A 15,485-nucleotide genomic window follows, 5' to 3' on the forward strand; every position below is an offset into this window, starting at 1 on the left:
CGTCTACGGCGCGATGGATGCGGGGCTCGAAAGGCTTGCGTGCTATCTGGCGAGCTGCGCACGCCGGGCAGACAAAGATCGGGCACGCCAGCGTGACGCGATCGGTCGAAAAGCTTGATCACGGGCACGAAGCGAAGCGGCAATGAACTGCTTCAAGCAGTTCCTGCACAAACGGATTCAGGTGCGGTGGGATGTGCGAGCGCGCCGGCCGCAGTGGCGGCGCGTGCTCGAAAAGCGGTGCAAATCAGGAAGTTTTGCCCGTCGCGCTATACGCAACGGGCGGCGAGAGACTCAGCGGCTAGCCAGCGCGGGCTTGCTGTCGCTCTTCGAAGGGGAGTCGGCGTCGGCCGTTTGAGTGGCACCGTCTTTCCATACGACGGCGTCGTTGACCGCGTAGAGGTGGCACGGGTCCGCGCTCTGCTTCTGGCAGTTGGCGACGGCCACCGACATCGGATCGTCGCCGCCCTCTGCCCACGACCATGCACCCGAATCGGACACCGCGAACGCACGGCTCGGATATTGATGCAAGAAGTTGCGATAGCCGGCGCGGCCAGCTTCGTCGACGAAAGGCACGGAGTCGACGGCGTCGATCGACGCGAAATGCGTCGCCTTCGGTTGTGTCGGCTCGGCGACGCGGTACTGGACACCCGTCGGCATGCCGACGCGCGCAAGGAACGCTTCGACGGACGGCCACCAGACCTGCACGCCGTCGCGATCGCCGACCAGGCGGTGTGCGTCATTCTTGTACGAGCCGAAATCGACCATTTTCGCGGTCGCGCCCTTGCCCTGCGCGTTATCGGTGTACGCGGTGTACATCTGCGAAACGAGTGTGGACGGCCAGATCGAATCGTTGTCGCCGTACAGCCACAGCGACGGCACATGCGTCTTTTCGCCGTACGTGCCGAAGGCGTGCGTCAGATTGCCTTGCCAGTCGGTGCAGGCGTCCTGGCGCAGGCCGCCGGAGAAATTGATCAGCCCGCGTACGCCGGATGCGGCGTTCGTGCCGTAGGCAATCGTCGCGAGGCCGCCGTGCGAGGTGCCCGCCACGACGATGTGCTTCGCGTCCACGTAGCTTTGCTTGGACATGTAGTCGACGGTCGTCGCGACGTCGGCGGCCTGACTCATGCCATTGCGCGTCACGTCGCAGCCATCCTGCACATACGTGCCGCCCGAATCGGCGAAGCCCTGGCGGTTCGGCGCGACCACGACGTAGCCGCGGCGCACGAATTCGCGCGCCAGCGACACGGGATCGCTGCGCGTCTGCATGCGCGGATCGCCGTGAATCTTGCCGTGGTTGAACACGACCATCGGGAACGGGCCCGGACCTTCGGGCTTGTAGATGGTCGTTTCGAGGGTGACATCGCCGTCGGCGGCGACGGGAATGCGGACGATCTGTTCGCTCAGCTTGACGACGGGCAGGTAGCCATCTTCATCGAGCGCGAGGCGCTGCACTTGCGCGCGGCCGAGCGGGCCGGCCTCGACGTCCGTGAGCGGGTCCGCGTGCGCGGTCGTCACGGCGCTGGCCACGAAGGCCGCCGAGATCGCACATACCGTCAGAACTTTGCTGAACACCATCCGCAACACCTGCTCTCAAAATCGCCTGAACCTTCCCTACGGTTGCCCGCAGAACTGATTTCGGTACGGTGACACACCAAAACAAGGTCAAAAAAATCACGTACGGTGCGTTGTTCACGCACTCAGACAGATCAAGACCGCATTGGGATGAACCGAAGCCGGTCGACGCGACCCCACGCGTCGAAATGAGCGCCTCGCGATGCCCCTGATCGCTTGCCCGCTGAAGAGTCAGCAGGCGGTGCGTCTGGACATCCTGCGGGAGCGGTGGACCGCCACCTCGCTACGGAGCGCTGCAACATCTGTGAGGCTCATCCTGGCACGACAATTTATATTTGTGCAATTCAGTACAAACCCCTTGCGGCACGAATTTCCTTTTGTCTGATATGCACGGAGCCGTTTGGGGCGGGTTTCGGCGGCGATTCGGAAAGAATGGGTAATTGAGGGACGTGGCGCCCGCCCAACACGTTGATTTTCTTACAGAAATGGCCCTTATTTGAGATATGTAAGGGATGCTTGATACGTTGTTGCAGCGCAACCGGAACACGAGCGTCAGCGATCGCTTACATCGCCATCGACGTAACGCCAATGCCCATCGTCGCCTCTGATAAAGCGGCTGGATTCATGCAGCCGATGCGCCCGTCCGCCCACCTTGTAGCGCGCGACGAATTCCACTTCGGCGTGCGTAGCGTCGAGCGGAGTGAAGCGTTTGATCTGCAGACCTAGCCAGCGAGGCGCGTCGGCTGCGCTCGGGTCGGCGTCGAGATCGGCGGGGCAGGTTTGTGGCGCCCAAGTTTCGCGCAAATATTGGGATTCGCCGAGCACGTAGGCGCTATAGCGGGAGCGCATCAGTTCGAGCGCGGTCGGCGCGGCCGCGCCGCCGTCGATGAACCGGCCGCAGCAATCCGCGAAACGCGGCGGCTTGTCAGAATCGCGCTGGTTCGGCGCGGCGCCGCCACAAGGGCAATCGGTGGGACGTTGTTTTACTGATGCAGTCATGAAAGATTGAGATGGGGTTCAGCTCAGTCCGCGTGCGATGAGAATCTTTTGGATATCGCTGGTGCCTTCGTAGATCTGGCAGACGCGAACATCGCGATAAATGCGTTCGACGGGAAAGTCGCTCAGATAGCCGTAGCCGCCGTGAATCTGCAGTGCAGCCGAACAGATGCGCTCAGCAGCCTCGGAGGCGAACAGTTTGGCCATCGCCGCTTCCGTTAGACACGGCTGGCCCGCATCCTTCAGCGACGCCGCGTGCCAGATCAACTGGCGCGCCGCTTCGAGTTGCGTCGCCATGTCGGCGAGACGGAATTGCACGGCCTGGTGCGCGAAGAGCGGCTGGCCGAAGCTTTCACGCTCCTTTGCGTACGCGAGGGCCGCTTCGAACGCCGCGCGCGCCATGCCGACGCTCTGCGCGGCAATGCCTATGCGCCCGCCTTCGAGCCCCGACAGCGCGATCCGGTAGCCTTCGCCTTCCGCGCCGATCAGGTTGGCGGCGGGAACGCGGCAATTGTCGAAGACGATCTGCGCGGTATCGGACGAATGTTGGCCGAGCTTTTCCTCTAACCGCGCGACGACGTAACCGGGCGTGTCCGTCGGCACGATGAACGCGCTGATGCCGCGCTTTCCGGCGCTTTTGTCGGTGACGGCCATCACAATGGCAACCTGGCCGTTCTTGCCGCTCGTGATGAACTGCTTGACGCCGTTGAGCACGTAAAAGTCACCGTCGCGCGTGGCCGTGGTGCGCAATGCCGAGGCATCCGACCCCGCTTGTGGTTCGGTGAGGCAGAACGCGCCGAGCATCTCGCCGCGCGCGAGCGGCGTGAGCCAGTCGTGTTTCTGCTGCTCGTTGCCATACGTAAGAAGAATGCTGCAGACGGGGCAGTTGTTGACCGAGATCGCCGTCGACGTGCCGCCGTCGCCCGCCGCGATCTCTTCGAGTATCAGCGCGAGCGCGAGCGCATCGAGCCCGGCGCCGCCGTATTCTTCCGGCACGAGCACGCCGTACGCGCCGAGTTCGGCGAGCTGGCGATGCACGTCGGCGGGAAACTTACGGTCGCGATCCCATTGCGCCGCATTCGGCGTCACGGCGTCGCGCACGAAAGTGCGCACCGCGTCGCGGATCATCAGGTGGTCCTGATCGAGCAACATGCGGGTGTCTCCTGATTATTTGTGTGATGTTTGCCGTTACCAGTCGATCGCCGTGCCGTCGTACTGGAAGAACCGCCCGTGAAAGAGATGCGGCGTGCTCGACGCTTGCGCCAGCACTTCGCGCATGCCGCGCACGCTATGCGCGGGATCGACGGCAGCCGATGCGCCGCCCATGTCGGTGCGCACCCAGCCCGGATGCAGCGACACGCAGGTCGCGCGGCGCGTCTGTAGCGAGGTCACTTTCAGCACGTCGTTGAGCGCCGCCTTGCTCGCGCGATACAGCCAGCCCGTCGTGCCCGTCGCCTCGCTGATGCTGCCCATGCGGCTCGACAGCACGGCCAGCACGCCGCGCGCATCTTCGACGAGCGGCAGCAGAACCGGGATCAGCTGCATAGGCCCGCGCACGTTGGTCGTCATCACGAAGTCGAAGTCGTCGGCGGTGACGGTTTCTACGCCTTCCGTCTGCGGCCCGTACACGCCCGACACGATTACGGCGGCATCGAGCCGCTCGCCGTCCAGCTTCCAGCCGAGCGCGGCAATGTCCTCGGGCGCGGCGACATCGAGCGAAAACGCTTCGGCGCCGAGCGCGACGAGTTCGCCGAGCGACGCCTCGTCGCGCGCGGTGGCGAGCACACGCCAGCCATCGTGCCGATACTGCTTCACGAACTCGCGTCCGATGCCGCGCGACGCGCCTACGATCAACACTGTCTTCATGAGATGTCCTGTCGTGTCTCGTGGCGCGCGGGCCGCCGCGCGCCGCCATTCGAACGATGCGTCAGACCAGTTCGACGCCCATCGCCGTCGCTTCGCCGCCGCCGATGCACAGGCTCGCGACGCCGCGTTTCAGGCCGCGCTTTTTCAGCGCGCCGATCAGCGTGACGAGAATGCGCGCGCCCGATGCGCCGATCGGATGGCCAAGCGCGCACGCGCCGCCGTTCACGTTGACCTTGTCGTGCGGCAGGTCGTGCTCTTTCATCGCGGCCATCGTGACCACGGCGAACGCCTCATTGATCTCGTACAGATCGACGTCTTGCGCTTTCCAGCCGTTCTTGTCGAACAGCTTGCGGATCGCGCCGACGGGCGCTGTCGTGAACTTCGCCGGTTCCTGCGCAAAAGTGGCATGGCCAACGACGCGCGCGAGCGGCGTCACGCCGAGCTTCTTCGCCGTCGATTCCCGCATCATCACGAGCGCGGCCGCGCCGTCGCTGATCGACGACGAGTTCGCGGCCGTCACCGTGCCCGTTTTGCTGAACGCGGGCTTGAGCGTCGGAATCTTGTCGAGGTTCGCCTTGAACGGCTGCTCGTCGCGCTCGACCGTGACGCTGCCTTTCTTGCCTTCGATCGTAACGGGCGCGATTTCCCATGCGAACGAGCCGTCTTCATTGGCGCGCTTCGCGCGCGTCAGCGACTCGATGGCGAACTTGTCCTGCGACTCACGTGTGAAATCGTACGAACCTGCGCACTCTTCGGCGAAGGTGCCCATCAGACGGCCTTTCTCGTAGGCGTCTTCGAGGCCGTCGAGGAACATGTGGTCCATGACCTGGCCGTGGCCCATGCGCATGCCGCCACGCGCCTTTGGCAGCAGGTACGGCGCGTTCGTCATGCTCTCCATGCCGCCCGCAACGATCACGTCGACGGAGCCGGCCGTGAGCATGTCGTGCGCGAACATCGCCGCGCGCATGCCGGAGCCGCACATCTTGTTGACGGTCGTCGAACCTGTCGACAGCGGCAGCCCCGCGCCGAGCGCCGCCTGGCGCGCGGGCGCCTGGCCCTGGCCGGCGGGCAGCACGCAGCCCATTACGGCTTCCTCGACCTGTTCCGGCTTCAGGCCCGCACGTTCGACGGCTGCCTTGATTGCGATTGCGCCGAGCTGCGGCGCCGTCAGCGACGCGAACTCACCCTGAAACGCCGCCATCGGCGTGCGCGCGACGGAAACGATGACGATCGGGTCCTTGCTTGTCTCACTCATGTTTTAGCTCCTTGATAACACCGTGAACGACAGCGGCCACACCGCCGAGCTTTTCGGCGTCGGCGGCGACCACGTCGTTGTCAGTCGTGTGCGCGCGGCTCGCGGAAACGGCTGCGACGCAACTGGTGTAGGTCTCCTCCAGCTTCGACGGATCTTTGACCGTCATGCCGAGATCGCGCACGCGGCCGTCATGCACGCCATACACCCAACCGTGAATGGTGAGGTCCTGGCCACGCGCCCATGCGTCGTTGACGATCGTCGTGCGGCACACGTTGACGACCTGTTCGATGGTGTTCAGTTCGACGAGGCGGCGATGCCGCGCTTCGCCCATCGGCCATTCTTCGAGTAGCGCAGCGTGCTTCGAGCGCACGTCCTGCACGTGATGCAGCCAGTTGTCGGCGAGACCGACACGCCGGCCGTGCAACGCCGCGCCGACGCCCGAGCAGCCGTAGTGGCCGACCACCATGATGTGCTTGATCTTCAGCAGATCGACGGCGAACTGGACCACGGACAGACAGTTGAGGTCCGAGTGAACGACGACGTTCGCGATATTGCGGTGAACGAACACTTCGCCCGGCGGCAGGCCGATGATCTCGTTGGCGGGCACGCGCGAATCCGCGCAGCCGATCCACAGATACTCAGGCGCCTGCTGATGCGCGAGCCGCGAGAAAAACTCAGGGTCCTGTTCGAGCTTGTGCGAAACCCAGGCATCGTTGTTCGCAAACAGATGCGCGAGGGGATGTTCAGTAGCAGAAGCGTTCGTAGTCATGATTCGTTCCGACGTAATCTGGTTGTTTGATGTTGTTCAATCGTGGACGGCGTGCGCTTTCACGCTGCGCGCACCGTCGGCTTGGTGGATGCATTGACGGCGTGATCCTGATCCCGATCTGCCGGGAACCGTTCCGGATAGCGCACGGAAAAGCGCAGGTTGCCGTCGTACGGATAGAAGTCGGGCAACTCGCCGCGGAGAATGTGATCCTTGTGCTTTTGCCACAGCGCAGGGTCGAAGAAATCCGCGTGATGCTTGAGGAAATATTCGCGCACGCGCGTGTCGCCGAGCAAAAACGTGTTGTACGTCTCCGGAAAAATGTCGTGCGGGCCGACCGTGTACCACGGCTCACCCGACATCTCGTCTTCCTCGTTGCGCGGTGGCGGCACGGCGCGCACATTGCAATCGGTGAGGTATTCGATCTCGTCGTAGTCGTAGAACACGACACGTCCGTGCCGCGTGACGCCGAAGTTCTTGTACAGCATGTCGCCGGGAAAGATGTTGGCCTGCATCAGTTCTTTCACCGCGTTGCCATACTCGCGGATACCGTGCTCGACGTCGGCATCGGTGCCGTTCTGCAGGAAAATGTTGAGCGGCACCATGCGCCGCTCGATATACAGATGCCTGATGACAAGATTATCGCCTTCGTATTCGAGCATCGACGGCGCTTCCTTTTCCAGCTCGCGAATGAGCGCGTGATCGAGGCGCGACAGAGGCAACGCGACGCTCGAATATTCGAGCGTGTCGGCCATGCGTCCGAGACGGTCATGTCGTTTGACGAGTTGATACTTGCCCACCACCTGTGCGCGCGTCGTTTCTTTCGGCGGCGGGAATGAGTCTTTGATCAGCTTGAACACGTACGGAAACGACGGCAGCGTGAACACGAGCATCACCATGCCCTTGATGCCGGGCGCGATGATGAACCGGTCGCTCGAATGCCTCAGATGCTGTAGCAGATCGCGATAGAAAAGGTTCTTGCCCTGCTTCTGCAAGCCCACCGACGTATAGATCTCCGCCTTCGGCTTGCCCAACAGAAGGCTGCCGAGAAATTCGACGTACGCGGACGGCACTTCCATATCGACGAGGAAGTACGAATGCGCGAAGCTGAAAATGATCAGCAACTGGTCGCGCTTGCAAAGCAGCGCATCGACTGCGAGCAGACCCGGCTTCACATGATGAATCGGCAATGCGAACGGCACCATCATGTCGCCGTTGATGATGCGCCCGATGATGTACGCCGCCTTGTTGCGGAAGAACAGCGAAGACAGCACGTGAATCTGGAAATTGGGCGCTTCGTTGAAGGTGCCAAAGTTGTCGTGCAGCGCCTGAATCACGCATTCGACGTCGCGCGGCAGGTTTTCGAACGGCGGGTTCAACTGGAAGTTCGTGACGATGCGCTCCAGCGTGACGGCGAGGCCGTCCCTGCCGGGGTAATACGCGCGATACGTCGGCTTCGCCGCCGGCTCGTCGTTCTCGATGTACTCGGTCGAAATCGCGGGCCGCACGAAGATGAAATCATTGTTGAAGTACGAGCGATGCAGGATCTGGCAGCACACCGAATTGAAGAACGTCTCCGCGCATTCGGGCTGGCGGTGCGACGTCAAGAGACCGATGTAGTGCAGCTTGATCTGCTGCCAGACTTCGTCGTCGATGCTCTCGGCGTCGTATTCGTCTTCGAGCTTTTCGATGCACTCGCGCACGCGCTCGTCATACGACGTGATTCTCTCGCGCGCGAGCTTCTGCAGGCCGTGCCAGTCGGCGGCTTCGAACAGATCTTTCGCGTGGACCGCCGCTTCGCGGAAGATCCGGTAATGCCGGTCGAACCCCGCGAGCAGCGTCTCCGCGACGTCGAAGCCGATCTGTGACGACAGCAGTTTGGGAAAGTGATTCATGTCGACCGTGCATTCGTTCAATGTCGCGAAGACCCCTGCGATTGTATCGCCCGGGTGAGCTTGCGAGACGCCTTCAGGCCTTTTGAGCGCGGCGTCGACGCATTGCTGTTTGAAGCGTGTTGCATGGCGTTCGACGCATCTTCACGCAACGCCGCGCCAACTGTCGTGTTTGGCGCCCGATCTTCCGATCAGGATTTTTCTCTCAATCTGTCTTGGTGCCTTCGTGCGCGAGTTTGTCTGCCTCGCTGTAGCCGTCGCCGCGCGTGCCGCTTTCGAGCAGCGCGCGCGCCTGCGCTTCGTATTGCGCAAGGTCTTCGAGCGTCGCGTTGAGGTCTTCGCGCTGACGCTCCAGCACTTCGCGATGCCGAACCACCGTCGCGAGGAACGCCTGCAACTGCGGTTGGGTATCCGTCGGTGAATCGTACAGGTCGAGCAGATCGCGAATCTCGGACAACGTGAACCCCAGACGCTTGCCACGCAAGGTCAGCCGCAGCCGCGTGCGGTCGCGGCCCGAGTACACGCGGCGCAAGCCGCTCGAACCTTCGCGGCTCGGTGAGAGTAAACCCTGGTCCTCGTAGAAGCGGATCGCGCGCGGCGTCACGTCGAATTCGCGGGCCAGTTCGGTAATCGTGTATTGGGTGTTCATCGTTGGGTCTGGGTCGGCCTGTCCGGTCTGTCCTGATGATGGCCGGGCACAAAAACGGATTGAACGCTAGAATCGACGTTTACGTTATCGTCAACCTGAACAAAGCGCAACCACGCGCACGGCCGCCTCAAGTAACGATCATGCAACCGACCGTGCCGCCGACGAAGGAAACCCCACGATGAATGCTCTCGAACACCAACTCGACTATCCATTCGCCGACCAGATGCCCGCCGCCGGCACGACGCAGGAAGTCGCGCCGGGCGTGTACTGGCTGCGCATGCCGTTGCCGTTCGCGCTCGATCACATCAACCTCTGGCTGCTGCGCGACGAGATCGACGGGCAGAAGGGCTGGACGATCGTCGATTGCGGGATTGCTTCGGACGAGATCAAAGCGAACTGGGAAACGCTGTTCGACACGGCGCTCGAAGGCTTGCCGGTGCTGCGCGTGATCGTCACGCATTGTCATCCGGATCACCTCGGGCTCGCGAACTGGCTGTGCGAGGGCGGCGAGAAGAAGCGCTGGAACGTGCGTCTGTGGATCACCCTCGGCGAGTACATGCTGGGCCGCGTGATGGCGGCGGGCGACGGCTCGAACGCGGGCGGCGAGGGCGCGGCGCGGCACTTTGCGCGGCATGGACTAAGCGACGAGGCGTCGCTCGACAAGCTGCGCAACCGCAAGAGTTATTACGCGAACCTCGTCCCGTCGGTGCCGGGGCAATACCGGCGGATGCGTGAAGGCGATGCGCTGTCGATCGGCGGGCGCACATGGCGAGTCGTGACGGGCTTCGGCCATTCGCCGGAGCATTGCGCGCTGCACGCGGAAGCCGATGGCGTGCTGATTTCCGGCGATATGGTGTTGCCGCGTATTTCGACGAACGTATCGGTGTTCGACATCGAGCCGGAAGGCAATCCGCTGGCGCTGTATCTCGGTTCGCTTGGCCGTTATGAAACGATGGCGCCGGATACGCTCGTGCTGCCATCGCATGGCAAGCCGTTTCGGGGGCTGCATACGCGTATTGGACAGCTGCGCGATCACCACGCGGCGCGGCTGGCGGAAGTGCGTGAGGCTTGCGCCCAGAAGCCGTGTAGCGCGGCGGATATCGTTCCCATCATGTTCAAACGGGAACTCGATATTCACCAGATGACGTTCGCGATGGGCGAAGCGCTAGCGCATTTGCATCTGCTGTGGCTTCAGGGGGAGTTGAAGCGGGTGGTGGGAAAGGACGGGGTGATTCGGTTCGAGGGTGAGGGCAGATAAGCCGTTGCGTTACGCGGCGAGCGTCAGGCACGGACATGAATTCTTGCTTTGCCGACACACCTCAGAAGCACCCGAAAACCGCCCGGATCGTCATAAAGTCAAAGTAAAGCGGGTTAAATTTGATCTTATGGTGAAAAAGTTCGGCGCACGCGATGCGCCCGACCTACTTCGCCGCCTCAAACAAAAAGCCCGACCGCATCTCGTAGGCCGGGCTTTTTCCATTGCGCGAAGCGCAGCTTACTGCACCACCACCGCCCCAAAATTCTGCCGCCCAAACGGACTGACGTGATACCCGCTGACGTTCGTCCGCGTGATAGCCGCCGCCGTCGGATACCCAAGCGGAATCCACAGCGCGGCATCGTGAATGATCTGCTGCGCGGCTTCATACGCTTTCGTGCGCTTGCCCTGATCCGCCGTTTCCTTGCCCTGCGCGATCAGCTTGTCGAGTTCCGGGTCGCAATAACGCGCGAAGTTGATCCCCGACTTCACCGCATTGCAGCTAAAGAGCGGCGACAGATAGTTGTCCGGGTCGCCGTTGTCGCCGGCCCAGCCCATGAACAGCGTGTCGTGCTGTCCCTGCTTGGCCTGCTTGATCAGCTCACCCCATTCGATCACCTTCACCTCGGCCTTCACGCCGATCTTCGCAAAGTCCGCTTGCAGCATTTCCGCGCCCGCCTTCGGATTCGGATTCAGCACGCTGCCGTTCGGACGCACCCAGATCGTCGTTTCGAAGCCGTTCGGATAGCCCGCTTCGGCTAGCAGCTTCTTCGCTTTCTCCGCGTCGTACGGCCACGGCTTGACGGCCTTGTCGTAGCTCCACGTATTCGGCGGATACGGATTGTTCGCTGGTGTCGCCGTGTTGTCGAACACGGCTTTCAGGTACGACGTGCGATCGAACGCCATGTTCAGCGCCGCGCGCACCTTCTGGTTATCAAGCGGCTTCTTCTGCGTGTTCAGCGCGACGAACGCCGTCATGAACGCGGGCGTCTGCACGACGGCGAGCGACTTGTCCTGCTTCGCGTCGGCGACATCCTGCGGCTTCGGCGACAACGCGATCTGGCATTCGCCTGCCTTCACCTTTTGCGCGCGCACGGCGGCATCGGGCGTGATCGCGTAGATCAGGCGGTCGATCTTCGGCTTTGCGCCCCAGTAGCTCGGGTTCACGTCATAGCGGATGATCGAATCCTTCGTGTAGCCCTTCAGCACGAACGGACCCGTGCCGATCGGCTTCGCGTTCAGGTCGGTCTGTTTGCCCGCCTTCAGCAACTGGTCCGCATATTCGGCCGAATAGATCGACGCGAAGCCCATCGTCAGGATCGACACGAAGGTCGCGTTCGGCTCGTTCAGCTCGAACTTCACCGTGTTGTCGTCGACCTTCGACACCGCCTTGATCAGCTTCACGAGACCCATCGACTGCGCGTGCGGAAAGCCGCTCGCGCCTGCGACCTTGTGCCACGGGTTGTTGTCGTCGAGCATGCGGTTGAACGTGAAGACGACGTCGTCGGCGTTCAGCGCGCGTGTGGGCTTGAAATAGTCAGTGGTCTGGAACTGCACGTTCGGGCGCAGATGGAACGTGTACGTGAGGCCGTCCGTGCTGACGTCCCACTTGTCGGCGAGCGACGGCACGACTTTCTTCGCCGCTTCGTCGTACGACACGAGCGAATTGAAAATCACATCCGCCGATGCATTGGTCGTGACGAGCGAGTTGTACTGGACGACGTCGAAGCCATCAGGGCTCGATTCGGTGCAAACGGTGAGCGGCTTCGCGACGGCCAGCGCGGGCGCGGTGGCAAGGGCCGTCAGCGTCGCGGCGGCGGCAAGCAACTTGAAACGCATAAGATCTCCCGGGATTTCGAATTGTTCGTGGCGGGGCGGCGCATCGGTCACGCGCGCCCCGGGCGGGTGCTTTCACGCAAACTGATTCTGATACGGTTTCGGTGCAGGCGCAGTGCGTCATTCGTCGCCGGCTCTGGCGCAAGCTTATCGAACGCTTTCAGCAGCGACAACAATTGAATCCGCATATCCATATGGCGGCGGATACGCGCTAACGGCTGGCGTAGTCCAGAAGATACGCGATGCCGTCGATCGCGCGCGAGCCGTACCACGACACCATCTCGCCGTCGATCAGCCCGATCCGTTTGCCCGCGAGGCGAGCGTCCTGTCCAAGCGCGTCGCAATGTTGCTGCGTGAAGCGATACGGCTCGCTCGACAGCAACACGCGATCGGCCTGAGCGAGCCACGCGGCATCCAGATCGAACGAAGGATAACGCGCCGCGCCTGTCTCGCCGCCGCGCACATCGGGCAATGTTTGCCAGTTCACGAGGCGCAGCATCGCTGAGATATAGGTGTCGCGCGCGACGGTCATCCACGGTTCGCGCCAGATCGTATAGAGCACGTTCTGCTGCGGCCATTCGCGCGCTGCGCATGCGTCCAGTTGCGTCTGAAGCTCGACGCCCAACGCGCGCGCTTCGTTGTCGCGATCGAAAATCGCGCCGAGCAGCGCGTACAGCGCGAAGTTGTCCTCGGGCGTCAAAGGATGCGTGACGACGACATGCGGCACGAACTCGCGCAACTGCTCGACGGTCTCGCGCTCGTTCTCGTCGATGTTGACGATGACATGTGTGGGTTGCAGCGCGCGCACGGCGTCGATCTTCACGGCTTTCGTGCCGCCGACTTTCGGCACACGGCGCACCTTGTCGCGCGGATGCACGCAAAAACCCGTGCGCCCGACGATCTGCGCGTCCAGCTTCAAGGCAAAGAGAAGTTCGGTGATGCTCGGCACCAGCGATACGATGCGCGCACCGCGTTCCGCTTTCGCGTGCTCGACACCGGCTGCATCGACGACACGCGTGCGCATGATCTACTGCGCGGCGCGCGGCTTGCGCGGAGCCTTTTCGAAGACGGCGTCGTAGAGCCAGCGAGGCGCGACGTGCAGCAGCATCGACACGAGGCGCATTTGCCACGGGAAGGTCGCGAAGCGTTTCTTCCGCGCGATCGCATCGGCGACTTTTGCGGCGAAGCGGTCCGCGTCCATGAGGAAGGGCATCGCGTACGGATTGTGCGCCGTCATCGGCGTGCGGATATAGCCCGGCGCGATCGTCACGACCGACACGCCGAACGGCCGCATCTCGACGCGCAGCGCTTCGAGATACTTCGCCGCCGCCGATTTCGACGCGCTGTACGCGCCCGAACCCGGCAGCCCGCGCACGCCGGCGACGCTTGCAATGCCGACCAGCGCGCCCTTGCGCGCGTCGATCATCGCTTGCGCGAATGGCTCGAAGGTCGCGACCATGCCGAAGTAGTTGATGTCCATCACGTCGCGGAACGTTTGCAGGTCGCCGTGGCCTGTCACGGCGCCGCGGCTGATACCCGCGTTCGCGATCACGATATCCGGGCAGCCATGCTCCGCGATGAACTGCTGCGCGGCCTGCGCGAGCGCCTCCGCATCCCGTACGTCGACGGAATACACGGAGATTGCGTTCTGGGGATGGGACTGCTGGAAGGCGGCGAGTGCGTCGCCGCGACGGGCGACGAGGCCGAGGATCGCGCCGCGCCGCGCATAGTCGGCGGCGAGCGCTTCACCTATGCCACTAGACGCGCCGGTGATGAAAACCTTCAGTGGTGAACTCATGCGGCGCGTTCGAGTGGAATTACATCTTCTTGGCGCGAACCTGCGCGACCAGATAGTCGAGCACCTGAATCGTGCCCGGCAAGCTGTTGGTCTGCGCCGGACCCGTTTCGTACTTGCCCTGCACGGCGAGCGTCGGCACGCCGTCAATCTTGAAGTCTTCGAGCAGCTTCTTGTCGCGCTGGATCGCGCTCTGCGTCGAGAACGAGTTGTACGCGTCCATGAACTTCTTCGGATCGACGCCCTTGGTCTTGAGGAATTTGGCCTGGTCTTCCGGCGTCAGCAGATAGTTCTTGTTGACGTGGATTTCGTGGAAGATGTCTGGCGTGAGCTGATTGGCGAGGCCGAGCGCGTCCACTGCGTGATAGAGCTTCGAGTGCGGAATGAAGTCGTCGCGGAACGCAACGGGCACGCGCTTGAACACGACGTCTGGGCCCTGCTTCTTGACCCACGCTTCGAGATACGGGTCGAACTCGTTGCAGTGCGGGCAGCCGTACCACATGAACTCGATGACTTCGATCTTGCCGGCAGGCGCTTCGACGGGCTGCGGCGTGGACAGCACGGTGTAGTCCTTGCCGGCGACGGGCGCGGCGGGCGCCGCTTGTACCGCGCTCGCGACGAGACCGATCGAGAGGAAAAGAATGCTGAGCAGTTTTTTCATGTCTTGTGAACCCAATCAGGGAAAGTAACGGTGGCCGGCTTGTTGCGCGCCGCGACCGCTACGGTTTCGACGGCAGGCTGCCGCACCTGAGACTTGCGCCGCGCGCTGAAGGTTCAGCGGCGGCGCATGACAATGCATTACCGAATGTGAATCACTGCTTGGTGAAGCGGATCACGGCCGTATCGACGCCCGCATCCGAAAGACGCTGACGCGTGGTGTTCATGTCCTCGAACTTCGAGAACGGGCCGATACGCACGCGATAGTACGTCACACCGCCCGCATCGCGCTGCGTGACCTTCGATTCGAAGCCCTGGAACGCGAGGCGCGCGCGCTGCTGTTCGGCGTCGGCGGACGTCTTGTAGGCGCCGACCTGCAGCAGATAGCCGGTGTTCGCGTCGTTGGCGGCGGGCGGCGCGGCGTTGGCGTTCGGCGTCGAGGTGGCCTTGGGCGGCTGCGTCGGCGCGTTGTTGGCTGTCGTGGTGGGCGCGCTGGTCGGGTTCGGCGCCTTCTTCGGCGGAATGGCTGCCGTGGTCGTGCCGTTGTCCTGCGCGGGCTTCGGTGCGACGGCGACGCCGTTGTTCGACGGCGGCACTTCGACGATCTGCGGCTCTTCGAGCATGCCCGACGTCTGCGTCTGGTTCGTGGTCTGGCCTGGCGCCGTGTTGGGCGGCGCGGGTTGCGCGGCTTGCGGCACCGGCTGGCCGGGCGTCTTGCCTTGCAGCGGACGGTTCGGGTCGTATTGCGGCTGGCTTGCGCCGCTATCGGACGCAGCGGGCGGCGCGACCTTCGCGACGAACGGCGTAGGCGCGCGCGTGATGTAAAGCGCCACCACCACCGCGATGGCCAGGCCGACGATCAGGCCCAGCACGATACCGAGAAAAGTGCCCCCGGTTTGTTTTGACTGCTTTGTAGTGCGGCGTGGTTTTGCCATCGTCTAATTCA

Annotated in this window: 14 protein-coding genes; 1 reads left to right on the forward strand and 13 read right to left on the reverse strand. The window is 62.9% G+C overall.

Annotated features, from left to right (window positions below):
* Positions 1-291 precede the first annotated feature (291 nt).
* The 8 genes from C2L65_RS00960 to C2L65_RS00995 all read right to left on the reverse strand — a co-directional run bounded on the left by C2L65_RS00960 (position 292) and on the right by C2L65_RS00995 (position 8,996).
* Positions 292-1,575, reverse strand: a complete 1,284-nt coding sequence (locus C2L65_RS00960; RefSeq protein WP_042306418.1) for a dienelactone hydrolase family protein — start codon at positions 1,573-1,575, stop codon at positions 292-294.
* Positions 1,576-2,124: 549 nt separating this feature from the next.
* Positions 2,125-2,571, reverse strand: coding sequence for a YchJ family protein (locus tag C2L65_RS00965; protein ID WP_042306417.1), 447 nt, complete (start codon positions 2,569-2,571; stop codon positions 2,125-2,127).
* An 18-nt stretch (positions 2,572-2,589) separates the two neighbouring features.
* Positions 2,590-3,720, reverse strand: a complete 1,131-nt coding sequence (locus C2L65_RS00970) for an acyl-CoA dehydrogenase family protein (RefSeq protein ID WP_042306416.1) — start codon at positions 3,718-3,720, stop codon at positions 2,590-2,592.
* Positions 3,721-3,756: 36 nt separating this feature from the next.
* A complete protein-coding gene (locus C2L65_RS00975) occupies positions 3,757-4,434 on the reverse strand; it encodes an SDR family oxidoreductase (protein ID WP_042306415.1) in 678 nt (225 codons plus the stop codon).
* Between the two features lie 61 nt (positions 4,435-4,495).
* The gene (locus tag C2L65_RS00980) at positions 4,496-5,689 is read right to left on the reverse strand and encodes an acetyl-CoA C-acetyltransferase (protein WP_042306414.1); all 1,194 of its coding nucleotides are present in this window, start codon (positions 5,687-5,689) and stop codon (positions 4,496-4,498) included.
* Positions 5,682-6,458 (reverse strand): carbonate dehydratase, encoded by a 777-nt coding sequence (gene can, locus C2L65_RS00985; RefSeq protein ID WP_042306413.1) that lies wholly within the window; start codon positions 6,456-6,458, stop codon positions 5,682-5,684. Before can ends, C2L65_RS00980 begins: the two co-directional genes overlap by 8 nt.
* 59 nt (positions 6,459-6,517) lie before the next feature.
* Positions 6,518-8,350 (reverse strand): bifunctional isocitrate dehydrogenase kinase/phosphatase, encoded by a 1,833-nt coding sequence (aceK, locus tag C2L65_RS00990; protein ID WP_042306425.1) that lies wholly within the window; start codon positions 8,348-8,350, stop codon positions 6,518-6,520.
* Positions 8,351-8,552: 202 nt separating this feature from the next.
* Positions 8,553-8,996 (reverse strand): MerR family transcriptional regulator, encoded by a 444-nt coding sequence (locus C2L65_RS00995; protein WP_042306412.1) that lies wholly within the window; start codon positions 8,994-8,996, stop codon positions 8,553-8,555.
* 178 nt (positions 8,997-9,174) lie between these two features.
* Here C2L65_RS00995 and C2L65_RS01000 point away from each other — a divergent pair, with 178 nt between their 5' ends.
* On the forward strand, positions 9,175-10,254 hold the full coding sequence (locus C2L65_RS01000) for an MBL fold metallo-hydrolase (RefSeq protein ID WP_042306411.1): 1,080 nt from the start codon (positions 9,175-9,177) through the stop codon (positions 10,252-10,254).
* Between the two features lie 237 nt (positions 10,255-10,491).
* On the opposite strand, the gene C2L65_RS01005 is transcribed toward C2L65_RS01000, so the two are convergent.
* The 5 genes from C2L65_RS01005 to C2L65_RS01025 all read right to left on the reverse strand — a co-directional run bounded on the left by C2L65_RS01005 (position 10,492) and on the right by C2L65_RS01025 (position 15,474).
* The gene (locus C2L65_RS01005; protein ID WP_042306410.1) at positions 10,492-12,090 is read right to left on the reverse strand and encodes an ABC transporter substrate-binding protein; all 1,599 of its coding nucleotides are present in this window, start codon (positions 12,088-12,090) and stop codon (positions 10,492-10,494) included.
* Positions 12,091-12,298: 208 nt separating this feature from the next.
* On the reverse strand, positions 12,299-13,111 hold the full coding sequence (locus C2L65_RS01010) for a helical backbone metal receptor (RefSeq protein ID WP_042306409.1): 813 nt from the start codon (positions 13,109-13,111) through the stop codon (positions 12,299-12,301).
* Between the two features lie 3 nt (positions 13,112-13,114).
* On the reverse strand, positions 13,115-13,885 hold the full coding sequence (locus tag C2L65_RS01015; RefSeq protein WP_042306408.1) for an SDR family oxidoreductase: 771 nt from the start codon (positions 13,883-13,885) through the stop codon (positions 13,115-13,117).
* 19 nt (positions 13,886-13,904) lie between these two features.
* A complete protein-coding gene (locus C2L65_RS01020) occupies positions 13,905-14,543 on the reverse strand; it encodes a thiol:disulfide interchange protein DsbA/DsbL (protein WP_042306407.1) in 639 nt (212 codons plus the stop codon).
* A gap of 151 nt (positions 14,544-14,694) precedes the next feature.
* Positions 14,695-15,474: an SPOR domain-containing protein gene (locus C2L65_RS01025; RefSeq protein WP_042306406.1), complete on the reverse strand. Its 780-nt coding sequence runs from the start codon at positions 15,472-15,474 to the stop codon at positions 14,695-14,697.
* Positions 15,475-15,485 lie beyond the last annotated feature (11 nt).

Origin of the sequence: Paraburkholderia terrae (genome assembly GCF_002902925.1) — a bacterium.
Taxonomy (GTDB): domain Bacteria; phylum Pseudomonadota; class Gammaproteobacteria; order Burkholderiales; family Burkholderiaceae; genus Paraburkholderia; species Paraburkholderia terrae.

What these genes read in the sequence shown, in the direction of transcription:
- C2L65_RS01005 (WP_042306410.1), bottom strand. Translation starts at nt 12,090, where the DNA reads ATGCGTTTCAAGTTGCTTGCCGCCGCCGCGACGCTGACGGCCCTTGCC.
- C2L65_RS00995 (WP_042306412.1), bottom strand. Translation starts at nt 8,996, where the DNA reads ATGAACACCCAATACACGATTACCGAACTGGCCCGCGAATTCGACGTG.
- C2L65_RS01020 (WP_042306407.1), bottom strand. Translation starts at nt 14,543, where the DNA reads ATGAAAAAACTGCTCAGCATTCTTTTCCTCTCGATCGGTCTCGTCGCG.
- C2L65_RS01015 (WP_042306408.1), bottom strand. Translation starts at nt 13,885, where the DNA reads ATGAGTTCACCACTGAAGGTTTTCATCACCGGCGCGTCTAGTGGCATA.
- C2L65_RS01000 (WP_042306411.1), top strand. Translation starts at nt 9,175, where the DNA reads ATGAATGCTCTCGAACACCAACTCGACTATCCATTCGCCGACCAGATG.
- can (WP_042306413.1), bottom strand. Translation starts at nt 6,458, where the DNA reads ATGACTACGAACGCTTCTGCTACTGAACATCCCCTCGCGCATCTGTTT.
- C2L65_RS00980 (WP_042306414.1), bottom strand. Translation starts at nt 5,689, where the DNA reads ATGAGTGAGACAAGCAAGGACCCGATCGTCATCGTTTCCGTCGCGCGC.
- C2L65_RS01025 (WP_042306406.1), bottom strand. Translation starts at nt 15,474, where the DNA reads ATGGCAAAACCACGCCGCACTACAAAGCAGTCAAAACAAACCGGGGGC.
- aceK (WP_042306425.1), bottom strand. Translation starts at nt 8,350, where the DNA reads ATGAATCACTTTCCCAAACTGCTGTCGTCACAGATCGGCTTCGACGTC.
- C2L65_RS00970 (WP_042306416.1), bottom strand. Translation starts at nt 3,720, where the DNA reads ATGTTGCTCGATCAGGACCACCTGATGATCCGCGACGCGGTGCGCACT.
- C2L65_RS00960 (WP_042306418.1), bottom strand. Translation starts at nt 1,575, where the DNA reads ATGGTGTTCAGCAAAGTTCTGACGGTATGTGCGATCTCGGCGGCCTTC.
- C2L65_RS01010 (WP_042306409.1), bottom strand. Translation starts at nt 13,111, where the DNA reads ATGCGCACGCGTGTCGTCGATGCAGCCGGTGTCGAGCACGCGAAAGCG.
- C2L65_RS00965 (WP_042306417.1), bottom strand. Translation starts at nt 2,571, where the DNA reads ATGACTGCATCAGTAAAACAACGTCCCACCGATTGCCCTTGTGGCGGC.
- C2L65_RS00975 (WP_042306415.1), bottom strand. Translation starts at nt 4,434, where the DNA reads ATGAAGACAGTGTTGATCGTAGGCGCGTCGCGCGGCATCGGACGCGAG.